At 44.1% G+C, this 14,265-nt stretch carries 15 protein-coding genes; 7 read left to right on the top strand and 8 right to left on the bottom strand.

Features of this window, described 5'->3' with window-relative positions; all coding sequences use genetic code 11:
* Positions 1 to 75: 75 nt before the first annotated feature.
* The 3 genes from BLP85_RS03155 to ahcY form a co-directional block, all read right to left on the bottom strand.
* Positions 76 to 792 (bottom strand): 16S rRNA (uracil(1498)-N(3))-methyltransferase, encoded by a 717-nt coding sequence (locus tag BLP85_RS03155; protein ID WP_092818680.1) that lies wholly within the window; start codon positions 790 to 792, stop codon positions 76 to 78.
* A 30-nt stretch (positions 793 to 822) separates the two neighbouring features.
* The gene (gene metF / locus BLP85_RS03150) at positions 823 to 1,659 is read right to left on the bottom strand and encodes a methylenetetrahydrofolate reductase [NAD(P)H] (RefSeq protein ID WP_092818679.1); all 837 of its coding nucleotides are present in this window, start codon (positions 1,657 to 1,659) and stop codon (positions 823 to 825) included.
* A gap of 199 nt (positions 1,660 to 1,858) precedes the next feature.
* Positions 1,859 to 3,241 carry an adenosylhomocysteinase gene (ahcY, locus tag BLP85_RS03145; RefSeq protein WP_092818678.1) on the bottom strand — a complete coding sequence of 461 codons (1,383 nt, stop codon included), beginning with the start codon at positions 3,239 to 3,241 and terminating at the stop codon, positions 1,859 to 1,861.
* 224 nt (positions 3,242 to 3,465) lie between these two features.
* On the opposite strand from ahcY, the gene BLP85_RS03140 reads away from it, so the two are divergent.
* A complete protein-coding gene (locus tag BLP85_RS03140) occupies positions 3,466 to 3,990 on the top strand; it encodes a cysteine peptidase family C39 domain-containing protein (protein WP_092818677.1) in 525 nt (174 codons plus the stop codon).
* Between the two features lie 52 nt (positions 3,991 to 4,042).
* Here the strand turns inward: BLP85_RS03140 and BLP85_RS03135 are convergent, their stop codons facing one another.
* The 3 genes from BLP85_RS03135 to radA form a co-directional block, all read right to left on the bottom strand.
* Complete coding sequence (locus tag BLP85_RS03135; protein ID WP_092818676.1) at positions 4,043 to 4,558, bottom strand: tetratricopeptide repeat protein; 516 nt, start codon at positions 4,556 to 4,558, stop codon at positions 4,043 to 4,045.
* 138 nt (positions 4,559 to 4,696) lie between these two features.
* The gene (locus tag BLP85_RS03130; RefSeq protein ID WP_092818675.1) at positions 4,697 to 5,656 is read right to left on the bottom strand and encodes a Tim44 domain-containing protein; all 960 of its coding nucleotides are present in this window, start codon (positions 5,654 to 5,656) and stop codon (positions 4,697 to 4,699) included.
* 116 nt (positions 5,657 to 5,772) lie between these two features.
* Positions 5,773 to 7,164 carry a DNA repair protein RadA gene (gene radA, locus BLP85_RS03125; protein ID WP_092818674.1) on the bottom strand — a complete coding sequence of 464 codons (1,392 nt, stop codon included), beginning with the start codon at positions 7,162 to 7,164 and terminating at the stop codon, positions 5,773 to 5,775.
* A gap of 284 nt (positions 7,165 to 7,448) precedes the next feature.
* Between radA and BLP85_RS03120 the strand changes: the two genes are divergently transcribed.
* The 4 genes from BLP85_RS03120 (at position 7,449) to dapF (ending at position 11,351) form a co-directional block, all read left to right on the top strand.
* On the top strand, positions 7,449 to 8,852 hold the full coding sequence (locus BLP85_RS03120) for an amino acid permease (RefSeq protein WP_092818673.1): 1,404 nt from the start codon (positions 7,449 to 7,451) through the stop codon (positions 8,850 to 8,852).
* A 134-nt stretch (positions 8,853 to 8,986) separates the two neighbouring features.
* Entirely contained in the window at positions 8,987 to 9,208 is a 222-nt protein-coding gene (gene lptM, locus BLP85_RS03115) for an LPS translocon maturation chaperone LptM (RefSeq protein ID WP_092818672.1), read from the top strand.
* A gap of 38 nt (positions 9,209 to 9,246) precedes the next feature.
* On the top strand, positions 9,247 to 10,491 hold the full coding sequence (lysA, locus tag BLP85_RS03110) for a diaminopimelate decarboxylase (protein WP_092818671.1): 1,245 nt from the start codon (positions 9,247 to 9,249) through the stop codon (positions 10,489 to 10,491).
* Between the two features lie 14 nt (positions 10,492 to 10,505).
* Positions 10,506 to 11,351, top strand: a complete 846-nt coding sequence (dapF, locus tag BLP85_RS03105) for a diaminopimelate epimerase (protein ID WP_092818670.1) — start codon at positions 10,506 to 10,508, stop codon at positions 11,349 to 11,351.
* Between the two features lie 57 nt (positions 11,352 to 11,408).
* Here dapF and BLP85_RS03100 read toward each other — a convergent pair whose 3' ends face one another.
* Positions 11,409 to 11,738 carry a hypothetical protein gene (locus tag BLP85_RS03100; RefSeq protein WP_092818669.1) on the bottom strand — a complete coding sequence of 110 codons (330 nt, stop codon included), beginning with the start codon at positions 11,736 to 11,738 and terminating at the stop codon, positions 11,409 to 11,411.
* Positions 11,739 to 11,941: 203 nt separating this feature from the next.
* On the opposite strand from BLP85_RS03100, the gene xerA reads away from it, so the two are divergent.
* On the top strand, positions 11,942 to 12,835 hold the full coding sequence (gene xerA, locus BLP85_RS03095) for a site-specific tyrosine recombinase/integron integrase (RefSeq protein ID WP_171259640.1): 894 nt from the start codon (positions 11,942 to 11,944) through the stop codon (positions 12,833 to 12,835).
* 276 nt (positions 12,836 to 13,111) lie between these two features.
* The gene (locus tag BLP85_RS03090; RefSeq protein ID WP_228143239.1) at positions 13,112 to 13,498 is read left to right on the top strand and encodes a hypothetical protein; all 387 of its coding nucleotides are present in this window, start codon (positions 13,112 to 13,114) and stop codon (positions 13,496 to 13,498) included.
* 196 nt (positions 13,499 to 13,694) lie between these two features.
* Here the strand turns inward: BLP85_RS03090 and BLP85_RS03085 are convergent, their stop codons facing one another.
* On the bottom strand, positions 13,695 to 14,189 hold the full coding sequence (locus BLP85_RS03085) for an Lrp/AsnC family transcriptional regulator (protein WP_092818667.1): 495 nt from the start codon (positions 14,187 to 14,189) through the stop codon (positions 13,695 to 13,697).
* Positions 14,190 to 14,265: the final 76 nt, after the last annotated feature.

Genomic DNA, 14,265 nt, shown 5'->3' with positions numbered 1-14,265 from the left:
ACTTCAAATCAAGATTAATAATGTTATTAAAAAAAATCAATCAAATCTGGGGCTATTCATCCAAATTCTGATGAACTATACAGTTAAATTATAATTTAAAATAGATAAAGCAACGATCGGCGCCGTTTCTGTACGTAATACGCGATTGCCGATACACCAGTTTATAAATCCTGCATTGTTGGATAATTGTATTTCGGCTTCGCTTAGACCACCTTCAGGTCCAATTAATAGCACAATGTCTTGTGTCACATTTTCTAGCACATTCACTTGATCTTTATTGGGAGCAAGGACCAGTTTTGTGGTCGGAAGTTCACTGGCTAACCAGTCCTGTAAAGATACAGGCGCTAACACTTCAGGAACCTTGTTCATGCCGCATTGTTCACAAGCAGCGATGGCGATGCCTTGCCAGTGATCGATTTTCTTTTGGTCGCGATCATATTTAAGGCGCATTTCGCAGCGTTCAGAAGTCAGTAGCTGGATTTTGGATACTCCAAGCTCAGTGGCTTTTTGAATGGCATAATCCATCCGGTCGCCTTTGCTCATCACCTGTCCAAGCAGGGTACTAAAAGCTGGAGTACGGTCATCCGGATTGAAGGAATCGACAGAAACACGGGCTGATTTTTTTGCGACTTCAATAAGCGTAACTTCATATTCACCACCCTGTCCATTGAACAAGGTGGCTTTCTCACCGGCTTGTGCACGTAATACTTTGACCCAATGATGAAAAACCGTTTCGGTTAATTCAACATGCATATCCACTGCCAAATCAGCTTCAATATAAAAACGCGGCATTTAAGTATTACTCACAAATCAGTTATAAAGTTAAGCTAGGCCAAGATCGGTCACGAGTTGACGTGTCGGATCTGTGGTATTCATGGTGTAGAAGTGCAAGCTCGGTGCACCACCTGCAAGCAGGCGTTCACACAACTTCACTACGACTTCATGACCAAAGGCCTTGATACTTGCCGTGTCATCGCCATAAGTGGCCAATTGCTTGCGAATCCAGCGTGGAATTTCCGCACCGGTACCATCTGCGAAGCGAATCAGGTTGCTGGCATTGGTAATTGGCATAATGCCCGGCGCTACCGGCATATTCACGCCTTGTTTTTGAAGGCGATCTACAAAGTAGAAGTAGGCATCCGGGTTAAAGAAGAACTGGGTTAAAGCGGCATTGGCACCAGCATTGGCTTTTTCAACAAAGTGTTGAATGTCTTTATCAAAGTTTTCTGCCTGTGGATGCATTTCAGGATAAGCCGCCACTTCGATATGGAAATGATCGCCTGAATGTTCACGGATAAAACGAACCAGGTCCTGTGCATAAGGCAATTCACCCAAACCCACCTGACCTGAAGGCAAGTCACCACGCAGTGCCACAATACGATTAATACCTTGCGATTTGTACAAATCCAGCAATTCTGCAATACGCTCTTTGCTATCACCAATACATGAAAGGTGAGGGGCGACAGGCGTACCTTTACCATTGAAATCAGCCAGAGTGGATAATGTACGTTCGCGTGTAGAACCGCCTGCACCATAAGTCACAGAGAAAAACTCTGGATTAAGCAGTTGAAGTTCTTGATGAACCACTTTAAGTTTTTCCGCACCAGCATCAGTTTTGGTCGGGAAGAACTCAAAGGAAATCGGAATCTGTTTAGACATGTTTAAATCCTTTTTTATAAATACTTTTTATTCACCCTCTCCCTGACCTCTCCCAAAGGGAGAGGAATATTCATTACTGAATAACACAGGGTTTTAACTCAAATTATTTACACGCAAAAATAAAAATTGTGATGTAAATGGTGAGAGTTTCACCCTCTCCCTATGGGAGAGGGATGGGGTGAGGGAAAAAGATTAAAACTTAGTATTTATAAGTCTCAGATTTGAACGGACCTTCAACTTGTACGCCAAGGTAATCTGCCTGTTCTTGAGTCAATTGAGTCAAGACACCGCCGAAACCGGCAACCATTGCCGCAGCAACTTCTTCGTCCAATTTTTTAGGAAGCAGTTCTACACGAATCGCAGCCTGTTTCTGGTCTTCAGGAAGATCAGCAAATTTTTCGGCGAACAAATGCATTTGAGCCAATACCTGGTTGGCAAATGAACCGTCCATTACACGTGATGGATGACCTGTTGCATTACCCAAGTTCACCAAACGGCCTTCAGAAAGAAGGATCAGGTAATCGTTTTCATTTTCTGTACGATACACCTGGTGAACTTGAGGTTTAACTTCAACCCATTTGTAGCCACGTAAGTAGTTGGTATCAATTTCAGTATCGAAGTGACCGATGTTACATACCACAGCACCTGCTTTTAATGTATCTAACATTGCAGAATCACATACGTGATAATTACCTGTAGTTGTTACGATCAGGTCAGTATTTTGAAGAAGGTCCAGGTTGATGTCTTCTTTTTTGCCAGTTTGCACGCCATTTTTATATGGAGATACAACTTCGTAACCGTCCATACATGCTTGCATCGCACAGATTGGATCGATTTCAGTTACGCGAACAATCATGCCTTCCTGACGAAGAGACTGAGCAGAACCTTTACCTACGTCACCATAACCAATCACCAGTGCACGACGGCCAGACATCAACATGTCAGTACCGCGTTTGATCGCATCGTTTAGAGAGTGGCGGCAACCGTATTTGTTGTCGTTTTTAGACTTAGTCACTGAGTCATTTACGTTGATTGCAGGAACTTTTAAAGTGCCGTCACGTAACATTTCATAAAGACGTTGCACACCTGTGGTGGTTTCTTCAGTTACACCGTGGATTTTAGCAATCAGTTCAGGATATTTTTCGTGAACAAGAGCAGTCAAGTCACCGCCATCATCCAGAATCATGTTGGCATCCCAAGGTTTGCCATTGACATTAATTTGCTGTTCAAGACACCACATGTATTCTTCTTCAGTTTCACCTTTCCAGGCAAAAACAGGAATACCGCGTGCAGCAATTGCAGCAGCAGCGTGGTCTTGAGTAGAGAAGATGTTGCAAGACGTCCAACGGACTTCAGCGCCCAATTCAACTAAAGTTTCAATTAAAACTGCAGTTTGAATGGTCATGTGGATACAGCCGAGAATTTTCGCGCCTGCAAGTGGTTTTGCTGCTGAGTAGCGTTTACGTAAGCCGATCAGCGCTGGCATTTCTGCTTCAGCAAGCTTGATTTCTTTACGGCCGTAGTCAGCTAGGGAAATATCGGCAACTTTATAATCTGTAAATGAAGCATTAACCGCGTTCATCACGATCTCCTTATAAAAACAAAAATTGATCATTCAGTTCGCGGATGCCGTTGTTGGTCTGTCTAGAAAAAGATAGACCGATCGTCGAGCCTGGCGCTTTTACATTTGGTACCTGTAAAACGTCGCAGCATCCCTCGACTAGCGAAGTATTGTACTTGGAAATTGATTTTGTTCCAATCTGAAATTGATTATTATCAGCACAATCATATTTTTGAGTTTTTATTATGTCTTTGGAAATGCCTGAAGAATTAGCCAGTCTGGAAGCAAATGGCGGAATTTTTGCGGTATGGATGCTGCTGCAACATTTAGGAATAGATGCGGATATTCAACAGCTGGTAGAGGTCTGTGGATATGATGCACAAAATGGTACGACCACCATTGGCTTGGCTGTTGGGCTAAAAAAGTTTGGTTTTCATGTCCAGTTTTATAGCGATCCTGACCCTGATCTTCAGCAGAGTGAAAAACTCAGTTACCAGGAAGCTGAACAGCTGAATTTACCCATTCTTCCTGCGTTAAATTATCAGCAAATCCAGCAAGCCTTTGAGCAAAATAAATTTGTGATTGTCTATTACGATACTTTGGAAGGTGTGGGTAATCATTCCCTTGTTTATGATGTCAATGAAGATGAAATCTGTTTCTTTGACAGTTTTGATGCGATGCCTGCGGCTATATTTGAACAACAACGAAAAGCAGAAGGGATTTGCCAACAAGTGATTGTGGCCGATATCAATGATGATATCGAGCGTTAATATTTAAAAAATGTATAAAACAAAAGCCCATAAAATAATGGGCTTTTTCAATTTATTTTTCAGCTGCTTGTGCTTTTTCAGTCCAGAAATCCGCTTTTTCTTCATCTATTTCTATGCCTAGACCATTTTCATAGATAAAGGCCAAATCACGCATGGCTTGAACTTCACCCCATTCAGCAGCCTGTTTGACCAAAGATACGGACTTGGCCACATCTTTTTCAATCACATCACCACGGCGGAAATAACTCGCCAATTCTAAGGTCGCAGCAGGGTGCTTTTGCATATTGGCTTTGCTCAGCCAGTAATAGCCAAGTTCAAAATGGGCTTTAGATTCTTCCGGGTCTTCTTCAGCCAGATCTTTGGCATAAACCGTATAACCTTCACCCAGCCAGTACATGGCTTCAACATTGCCATTTTCTGCAGCTTTTAGCGCCCATTCTTCGGCAAGAATAATGTCATCATCATGCTCGCTTTGCATATACAGCTCAGCCAGTTCAAATTGCGCTTTTGCATTTCCTGTAATGGCTAAATTCATCAGCGAGGCAGGAGGAGAAATTCGGTTAGACATACCTATATCCAAAAACTTTTGTTATAGCCTAAAAGGAATGAAATAAAAAAGCCAATCCGAAGATTGGCTTTTACAGTATCGTGACTAAAAACATCCACTCATGTCAGTGCATTTAGCACAGAGGGTGTTCACCAGCACTTAGCTTTCTTGCTGAATACCAGCAACTAACCAGTCCTGATTAGAACCGGCAGGTTTTACAAAGTGCCAGATTTCAGTAAATGGTTGTGGCAAGCTGTTTAAGTCTTCGCTTACTGTACCCGTGAAACGTACGCTGACAATGTACTGACCATTTTCAGTTGCAGAATCGACCACCATAGCATTCAGGTTAGAGAACTCGGCAACGTCCTGGTCTTGATTGGCCATAATGTCGTTATACATGGACTGATACAGGTCCGGCGTTAAATAACGCTGAATTTCAGCAATATTGCTTGCTGTATTCATAGACTGAATATGGTTGAAGCGCTGACGGGCTACGCGCAGGAAAGCAGCAGGTTCAGTGCCGTCTGGCAGCTGGTTGCCGCTTTGTGTTGAAGCAGCACCAAAAGGCGCTTGAGTTGCTGCACCTGCAGAACCACCTACAGACTGACCAAAAATGTTGGTGCTGTCATTTGAAGTACGTGGTGCTGCAGTTTGCTGACCAAACGGTGCTGTGTTACCCGCATTGTTTGGTGCATAAGGGTTATTGGCTAATTTTTTTTTTGCTCCGAATTTACGGAACAAGAAGAAAGCGACTGCTGCTGCCAGAAGAATCCAGATCCAGCCCGGAATGCCGCCTTTTTCTTCCTCTTGCTGCGTTTGTGCTTCACTTGCAGCTTTGTCATCTGCTAAAGCATTTGCCGCTACCGCACCAACTGCAGCACCAGCAACACCAGCAGCAACCATTTTACCTACACCTGAACCCGATTTTTGCTGGGTAGGGGCAACAGGTTGTTGAACAGGAGTAGCTTGACGCGGTTGTTGGTAAGACTGGGTTGGGGCAGCAGAACGGCTCATGCCATGGCTTTTACCGCCACCTGCACGTTTTGCTTCGGCCATTGGTGCAACCACCATAGCTGCCATTAAAATACCGGCCATCAAACCACGCTGTCGAACTTCCATCGATTTTTTCCTAAATAAAAAAAAGTAAATTAGAGCCTTATAGTTATGCAGGCATTTGTACCGAATTTCAATATCAAATTGGTGATTTTTTTACATAACCTTTCATGTGTTTACGCTTAAGCCAGCTCTTCACTCAAGTTCATCGCTTCCGTCAAGGCTTCATGCAAACGTGCCACTGAAATGATCTGTACATTCGGGACTGGTTTTTGTGGCGCATTGCCACGCGGCAAAATAATGTATTTAAAACCATGCTTAATGGCTTCTTTTAAGCGTTCCTGACCATTTGGCACCGGACGGATTTCGCCCGATAAGCCTACTTCGCCAAATACCGCCAGTTGTTGTGGCAGAGCTTTACCTCGTAAGCTGGATGCACAGGCCAGTAAAACGGCCAAATCCGAACCGGTTTCGGTAATCTTTAAACCGCCAACAACGTTGACATAGACATCCTGCCCCGAGGTTTGCACCCCGCCGTGACGGTGCATGACAGCCAGCAGCATGTTCAGGCGGTTCTGTTCCAGACCAAGCGCCACACGACGCGGTTGTCCATGCGCATCATCCACCAGTGCCTGTACTTCGACCAACAGTGGACGGGTGCCTTCGCGGCTGATCATCACAATCGAACCGGGAATGGCTTCATCATAACGGCTCAAGAAGATGGCGGACGGGTTAGCCACTTCACGCAGGCCTTTATCGGTCATGCCAAACACCCCCAGTTCATTGACTGCCCCGAAACGGTTTTTCACGGCACGGATCATCCGGTAACGTGAGTCGGATTGTCCTTCAAAATACAATACGCAATCGACCATGTGTTCCAGTACACGCGGCCCTGCCAATGCGCCTTCTTTGGTCACATGACCCACAATGAACAGCGCCGTGCCACTATTTTTGGCAAAACGGGTCAGTAAGGCAGCCGATTCACGAATTTGCGAAACGCCACCCGGTGCAGACTGCAAGGTTTCGGTATATAAGGTTTGAATCGAATCCAGAATGGCCACGGCAGGGCGTTCTTGTGCAAGCACTTCACAGATGCGTTCCACACAGGTTTCTGCCATGACTTTAAGATGTTCAGTTGGCAGCTCCAGGCGATGGGCGCGCAAAGCGACTTGCGACAGTGATTCCTCACCGGTCACATAGAGTGCAGAACTCTGGGCAGCTGCCATATGCGTCGCTGTTTGTAAGAGGATGGTGGATTTTCCAATTCCGGGATCACCCCCAATCAGAACCACTGAACCGGTGACTAGACCACCGCCTAAAACACGGTCAAACTCACCTATTCCTGTCGCCAAGCGTGTTTCATGTGAAACAGAAACTTTATTCAGGGTGGTAATTGTTGCTGCCTGGCCTGCATAGCCGCCGCCCATTTTCGGCTGTGCCCGGTGTGTTGTTGCGGGTGCAAGAGTGACTTCGAGCAGGCTGTTCCATTCACCACATTCTGAACATTGTCCCGCCCATTTCGGATGGTCAGTTCCACATTGTTCGCAACGGTAAACAGTTTTGACTTTGCTCATTTGAGTGGTATCTATATAAATCAGAGGATGGGTGAAGAATGTAGCAATAGCCGTATGGAAATACAATTTTTTGCATAAATTCTCGCCAAACTTTATCTTGGCACGTAAACTGCTAACTTGAAGGAAAATACAGAAAAGGAATACAAAATGGACCGAAATTGCGTGAAAAAGCGACAAAAACACAGTCAAGCTTGAAAAATATTTAACAAACGCTCAAAAAACTTTATTTATTTTTTTTAATTTGAGCTACTTTTATCACACGAAATTAAGAGACGAAAATAACAATGTCAAACGAGAATCATAGTTCACCAAATGAAGGTGGTGAACTGCAGCGGAGTTTGTCGAATCGGCATTTGCAGCTTATTGCGATTGGCGGGGCAATTGGTACAGGTTTGTTCATGGGTTCGGGTAAAACCATCAGCCTGGCCGGACCATCCATTCTGATCATTTATATGATTATCGGTTTTATGGTTTTTCTGGTCATGCGTGCGCTTGGCGAATTGCTACTGTCTAACCTGAAATACAAGTCTTTTATTGATTTTTCCACGGACCTGATCGGTCCTTGGGCGGGCTATTTTGTCGGCTGGACCTATTGGCTGTGCTGGATCACCATTGGTATTGCTGACTTGTCGGCCATTATTTATTACCTGCAATTCTTTAACGGAGGGCTGCCGTTTACGCCTGGCGAAGGGGTCATGATCAGTATTGCCGCCATTGTCTTTATTATGGGGCTGAATCTGGTTACCGTTAAATTGTTTGGTGAATTAGAGTTCTGGTTTGCTCTAATCAAGATTATTGCCATTGTGGTGCTGATTGCTGTTGGTTTGTGGATGATCTTTACCGGATTCACTTCTACCACAGGTCAAGTTGCTTCCTTTACTCATCTCTGGTCACATGGCGGTTTATTCCCGACAGGCGTGACCGGCTTCCTGGCTGGTTTCCAGATTGCCATCTTTGCCTTCGTTGGTGTGGAACTGGTCGGTACAACTGCGGCAGAAACCAAAGATCCTGAACGCAACCTGCCTAAAGCGGTCAACTCGATTCCGATTCGTATCATCATTTTCTATGTGCTGGCACTGGTCATTGTCATGTCCGTTACGCCATGGAACAAGATCGATCCGAACATCAGTCCATTCGTCAACCTGTTTAGCCAGGCCGGTATTGCTGCTGCAGCGATTATCATGAACCTGGTGGTGTTGTCTTCAGTCATGTCCTCTATGAACAGCGGGGTGTTCTCGACCAGCCGTATGCTGTTTGGTCTGTCACGTGAAGAGCAGGGCCCTAAAGCCTTCGGTCATTTGAATAAACGTGCTGTGCCTGCCAATGCGCTGTATTTCTCTGCGGTGTGTTTGCTCCTCGGCGCTGCACTTCAGTACTTTGTACCGAATACGGTTGAAGCGTTCACTTTAGCAACCACGCTTTCAACCATCCTGTTTATCTGTGTCTGGTTAATGATTATCTGGAGCTACATCGTGTACTACAAAACACGTCCAGAATTGCATGCCAAATCAACATTTAAACTTCCTGGTGGATTGTTTACCTGCTGGGTGGTGATCATCTTCTTTATTGGCATGATTTATGTGTTGTCTTTGGAAGCGGACACCATGAAAGCGCTGATGGTTAGCCCGATCTGGTTCATTATCCTGATTATTGGCTATTTGGGTTTCTACAAACCGAAACATAAATAATCAGGCTAAAAAATGAAAACGCCAGTTTGAAACTGGCGTTTTTTTTTATCTCACTATAATCTCTAGCGTTTAGTGCTTTGGTCATGTCCCATGATCAGGTTATACTTCTTCGAAAATATGAAATAGGTGGTCAGATGCGTCTTGTCATTTGCTGCATCAGTGTATTGGCGACAGGTTTTGCTTTAGTCGGTTGTGGTCAGTCCGGAGCTTTGCAGCTGCCGAGTGATCCGAATTACGACAAACGTGCAAAATATTTGTTATATCCCAATGTAGATTCAAACCAGCAATCCTCAAACAAGCAAGAAGCCGCTCCAGTAGCACCAGAGCTTCCCGCTTCATCTGCTGTAACGAATTAATTTTCAATATCTAAACGCGTCATCGAAAGGATACATTCATGAGTTTTACCCGCATCAATGGGGTTTTGCATGCCGAGCAATGTTCTCTACAACAGCTTGCGCAGCAATTTGGCACGCCACTTTATGTTTATTCAAAAGCAACTTTTGAAAAGCATTATTTAGATATGGATCGTGCTTTTAGCTTTATCGACCATCAAATTTGTTTTGCGGTAAAGTCTAACTCTAACCTTGCGGTGTTGAATGTACTGGCCAAGCGTGGCGCGGGCTTTGATATTGTCACCGGTGGTGAGCTTGCCCGTGTGCTGAAAGCCGGTGGTGATGCTTCTAAAATTGTGTTCTCGGGCTTGGGCAAATCTGAAGCGGATATCCAAAAAGCGTTAGAAGTCGGTATTGCCTGTTTTAATGTCGAGTCTTATGCCGAGCTGGACCGCATTCAGAAAGTGGCGGCAAGCTTAGGTAAAAAAGCCCCGATTTCCTTGCGTGTAAACCCGGATGTCGATGCCAAAACTCATCCCTACATTTCCACCGGTTTAAAAGAAAACAAATTCGGTATTCCTTCCGATGCCGTATTTGAAACCTATCAATATGCGGCGTCATTACCAAACCTGGACGTTGTAGGGATTGACTGCCACATCGGTTCGCAGCTGACTGAAACCCAGCCTTTTGTGGATGCCTTGGATCGTGTCATTGTGATGATCGACAAGCTAAAAGAGATGGGCATCAATCTGAAACACATCGACATTGGTGGCGGTTTGGGCGTGACCTATAAAGATGAAACGCCTCCATCTGTAGAAGAATATGCCAATGCCTTGCGTCCAGGTTTAGAAAAACTCGGTCTAAAAGTGTATATGGAACCGGGCCGCAGTATCTCTGCCAATGCCGGCGTGTTGCTGACCAAAGTCGATTTGCTCAAACCGACCAATCACCGTAACTTTGCGATTATTGATGCGGCGATGAATGATCTGATTCGCCCTGCTTTATACGAAGCCTGGATGGATATTCAGGAAGTGACTCCGCGTACTGACGTGGAAGCGAAAGAGTGGGATGTGGTGGGTGCAATTTGCGAAACCGGCGATTTTCTGGGTAAAGAGCGCAAGCTGGCACTCAAGGAAAATGATGTACTGGCCGTATTGGGTGCGGGTGCTTACGGTTTCGTGATGAGCTCGAACTACAACAGCCGTGGTCGTGCTGCTGAAGTGATGGTGGATGGTGATCAGGCACATTTGATTCGTGAGCGTGAAAGCATTGAGTCTTTGTGGGAACGTGAACGCTTATTGCCATAATGGAGATATCTGAGATGTTTTTAGAATTTACCAAAATGCATGGTCTGGGCAATGACTTCATGGTGGTTGACCTGATCAGCCAGCGTGCCTACCTGGATACTGTCACCATTCAGCGTTTGGCAGACCGCCACTTTGGCATCGGTTTCGACCAGTTGCTGATTGTTGAGCCACCAGACTTACCCAATGTCGATTTTAAATACCGCATTTTCAATGCCGACGGTTCGGAAGTGGAACAATGCGGTAATGGTGTGCGCTGTTTTGCCCGCTTTGTGCATGAACGTCAGCTCACCACCAAAACTAAAATCAAGGTGCAGACCAAAGCCGGTATTGTCGAGCCTGAACTCGGTGCAAATGGCTGGGTGCGGGTGAACATGGGTTATCCTAAATTCCTGCCCAATGAAATTCCGTTTTTGGCAGATGAGCCGGAAAGCCTGTATGACATTGAACTGGCTGACAATGAAAAGTTGACGATTGATGTGGTGAACATGGGTAATCCGCATGCAGTGACCATCGTTCCCGATGTGATTACCGCAGATGTGGCACGTCTAGGACCGCAAGTGGAATCGCATGAGCGTTTCCCGCAACGTGTCAATGCCGGCTTTATGCAAATTATTGATGAAAAACATGCACGTTTGCGTGTGTTTGAACGTGGTGTCGGTGAAACTTTAGCCTGTGGTACGGGTGCCTGTGCCGCTGCGGTTTCAGGTATGCGCCGTGGTTTATTGGCTAATAATGTTGAAATCGAGTTGGCTGGTGGCAAACTGCAAATTGAATGGCGCGAAGGCGATGTGGTGTGGATGACGGGTCCAACTGCAAACGTCTATCAGGGGCGTATTGATTTGAGTTATTACCAAGGATAAATATTAAAGTTTTAAAGAGGAATGAAAGCCTATCCAAGAGATAGGCTTTCATTTTTTCTACTGATCTAATTCTTCATGTAAATCACACATCATTTGTTCATAGGTTGCTTCAAATTGCATACGGTCACCACCAATGCTATAAAAACTTGGGATAATAAAAGTCACAAGATTACTAAATTTTGGATCAGCGTATAGTAGTTCTACAAATGCTTCCATTTGATCATCATGAATGCCAAAGCTTGAGGCAATTTTTTCAAATTCAGGATAAAAGGCTTGGATATTATCTGGATTAAAGCGCTTTTGTAACTCCTTTAATTCATTGGTGAGTTCTTCGGCCTGTAGGCTGTTCAAATTAAAAGATGCTGCAATTTTTTCAAATGAATGCATTTTATACTCGCTATGAAATCGTTTTTATGTCATGTTTTTTTGGTAAGTGATTTGATATTAGCAAAAGCTGATCAGAATTTATCTTATAAAATGAATTTTAAATGATTGATTTTTTAGATATAAAATATAGATAGATGTAATATTGAGAAAGGTGGATTGGTGTAGGAAGGTTTATATTAATGGATGCAACGCAATTATTATCCATCTGGCTAAAAGAACGGGAAATTCAAAATCAGTCCAGACATACCTTGCACGCCTATGAGCGTGATGTTTCGGATTTTTTAAACTTTTGTGAAACCAAAAAACTGGATCTGGCCAATATCGAAACTACAGATCTGCGTGAATATTTGGCCTATAAAGTGGAACAGCAGCAGCTCAGCTCCAGCAGTTTGCAGCGCATGCTTTCGTCCATACGCCAATTTATGAAATGGGCCGAGCAGGGGCAGTATCTGGCGTTTAACCCTGCGGACGATTTTCAGTTAAAACGTATTCCCAGACCACTTCCGGGGATGGTTGACATTGAAACCGTGAACCAGATTCTGGATCAGCCCGCCCCTGAAAAACCCATTGAACAGCAAATGTGGCTACGGGATAAAGCTATTTTAGAATTGTTGTATTCCAGTGGCTTGCGTTTGGCTGAAGTGCAAGGTTTGCGGATTAAAGATATCGATTTTAACCGTCAGCTGTTACGTATTACCGGTAAGGGCAATAAAACCCGGGTGGTGCCTTTTGGTAGCAAGGCTCGAGATGCGGTGATGAAGTGGCTGCAAGTCTATCCCTTATGGCACGGTGATTTTGTCCCGGATGCGAATGTATTTATTACCCAGAAGGGCAGTCCGCTGGGTGCACGGCAAATTGAAAACCGGGTGAAACTGCAAGCCCTGCGTGCCGGGGTAAATGTCGATTTGCACCCACATTTGTTGCGGCATTGCTTTGCCAGTCATATGCTGTCCAACAGTCGGGATTTGCGTGCAGTACAGGAAATGCTGGGACATAGCAATTTGACCACCACGCAAATTTATACCCATGTCGATTTTGATCATTTGGCTCAGGTGTATGATCAGGCGCATCCGCGAGCGCAGGTTAAAAAGTCGTAACTTAAAAAGTCGTAACAATGTTAAAATTTGAACCAAGCTGGCTTAGACTTTGCATAATTCTTTAGTGGCAGTCCAAGGAGTTCATTAAAGTTAAATGAGCATATGCAAAAATATCAGTCCATAAAGATGACATTTTGAACTATTGTCGGATAATAAAAAGTCAATTTATAAGGTATAAGAATCACCTCTAACCATACAGTGAATTGCATGAATCATATATAGTGATAGGAATGATTTATGTTTGCACTGCTGGTCGGTTAAATATTGGAAAGGAAAATGACAGGCGAATCAATGATTGCGGGAATTTTAGAGAAGTATGACCAGTTAACGGCTGCGCAAAAAGAAATTTTTGCAGGTTATGGACTTCGTCAAGTGAAACATTTTGTAGAAATTAGTTTGCCTAACATCGAACCGGTTTTACCTGCAGGTGCGCATGTACAAGGGATCAATTCAGAAGGTAAGGTACAGGCGATTAATGATGTGACTCACCAGACCTATCTGTGGATTTCAGACCTGCAATGGCAGGAACGTCCCATTGCAACCTCAAATGTGGATTTAAAAGAAGACTTTTTAGCAGTCTGGGAAATATTTAATCTTCAAGCTTACGATTTGATTGATTTAAGCCACATCCATCGTGACTTTTTGCAAAGCCAGCCTGTATAAGCAGCCTTTTAATTTGCAGACTTGATCAAGGGCTACCTGATTTCATGCGATATCATGAATGTAGCCCTAAAGTTTTATAAGATGATCAAGCGCAAAGCGAAGCAAGTTCTTGCTGCTCCACTTCAACTTTCTATCTAAGCAATAACAGATTTATGTGCACGGCAATTTTCAGCATGCTGAAAAATGATGAGCGTGCCTAAAGGTTATCAAGCGGTAATTGGAAACTCTGCTTAATAATCTGACTGGGTAAATCGGTTTTTACACTGGTGATGCCGTTTTTCTTGGTGAGATGCGCCGACTGAAATTTACGGTAACTTTCCAGATCGGGCACGACCACTTTCAGCATGGCATCGCATTCTCCCAAAATAATATAACACTCCATAACCTGAGGAAGCTCCTTCATGGCTTCAATGAAGGTATCAATGGTTTCGGCGTCCTGTCCGGTTAACCAGATTCGTGAAAACAGAATCAGCTGCAAGCCAATTTTTTGCGGATCGACCACAGTGGTGTAGCTCTGAATCACGCCTGCTTCTTCTAGTAATTTTACCCGACGCAGGCAGGAAGATGGCGACAGCCCTATTTCACGGGCCAGATCGTTATTTTGCATACGGCCATTATTTTGCAAGGCTTGAATGATATTTTTATCAATACGATCCAGCTTTACTGAAACAGACTTGGAAGATAGTTTCATAAATTAGAATATAATTCGAAAAATAATCATAATTATAGAATATTTGAAATCCTATTTTGTACTATTTATTCGATAC

The organism is Acinetobacter kookii, from assembly GCF_900096895.1.
Taxonomy (GTDB): domain Bacteria; phylum Pseudomonadota; class Gammaproteobacteria; order Pseudomonadales; family Moraxellaceae; genus Acinetobacter; species Acinetobacter kookii.
This window is presented reverse-complemented; position numbering and strand designations above follow the sequence as displayed.

Bases quoted from the DNA above. Each gene is read 5' to 3' on its own strand.
- BLP85_RS03090 (WP_228143239.1), top strand. From the start codon at position 13,112: ATGACAGGCGAATCAATGATTGCGGGAATTTTAGAGAAGTATGACCAG.
- BLP85_RS03135 (WP_092818676.1), bottom strand. From the start codon at position 4,558: ATGTCTAACCGAATTTCTCCTCCTGCCTCGCTGATGAATTTAGCCATT.
- BLP85_RS03140 (WP_092818677.1), top strand. From the start codon at position 3,466: ATGTCTTTGGAAATGCCTGAAGAATTAGCCAGTCTGGAAGCAAATGGC.
- BLP85_RS03120 (WP_092818673.1), top strand. From the start codon at position 7,449: ATGTCAAACGAGAATCATAGTTCACCAAATGAAGGTGGTGAACTGCAG.
- ahcY (WP_092818678.1), bottom strand. From the start codon at position 3,241: ATGAACGCGGTTAATGCTTCATTTACAGATTATAAAGTTGCCGATATT.
- BLP85_RS03130 (WP_092818675.1), bottom strand. From the start codon at position 5,656: ATGGAAGTTCGACAGCGTGGTTTGATGGCCGGTATTTTAATGGCAGCT.
- lptM (WP_092818672.1), top strand. From the start codon at position 8,987: ATGCGTCTTGTCATTTGCTGCATCAGTGTATTGGCGACAGGTTTTGCT.
- radA (WP_092818674.1), bottom strand. From the start codon at position 7,164: ATGAGCAAAGTCAAAACTGTTTACCGTTGCGAACAATGTGGAACTGAC.
- lysA (WP_092818671.1), top strand. From the start codon at position 9,247: ATGAGTTTTACCCGCATCAATGGGGTTTTGCATGCCGAGCAATGTTCT.
- metF (WP_092818679.1), bottom strand. From the start codon at position 1,659: ATGTCTAAACAGATTCCGATTTCCTTTGAGTTCTTCCCGACCAAAACT.
- dapF (WP_092818670.1), top strand. From the start codon at position 10,506: ATGTTTTTAGAATTTACCAAAATGCATGGTCTGGGCAATGACTTCATG.
- BLP85_RS03085 (WP_092818667.1), bottom strand. From the start codon at position 14,189: ATGAAACTATCTTCCAAGTCTGTTTCAGTAAAGCTGGATCGTATTGAT.
- BLP85_RS03100 (WP_092818669.1), bottom strand. From the start codon at position 11,738: ATGCATTCATTTGAAAAAATTGCAGCATCTTTTAATTTGAACAGCCTA.
- BLP85_RS03155 (WP_092818680.1), bottom strand. From the start codon at position 792: ATGCCGCGTTTTTATATTGAAGCTGATTTGGCAGTGGATATGCATGTT.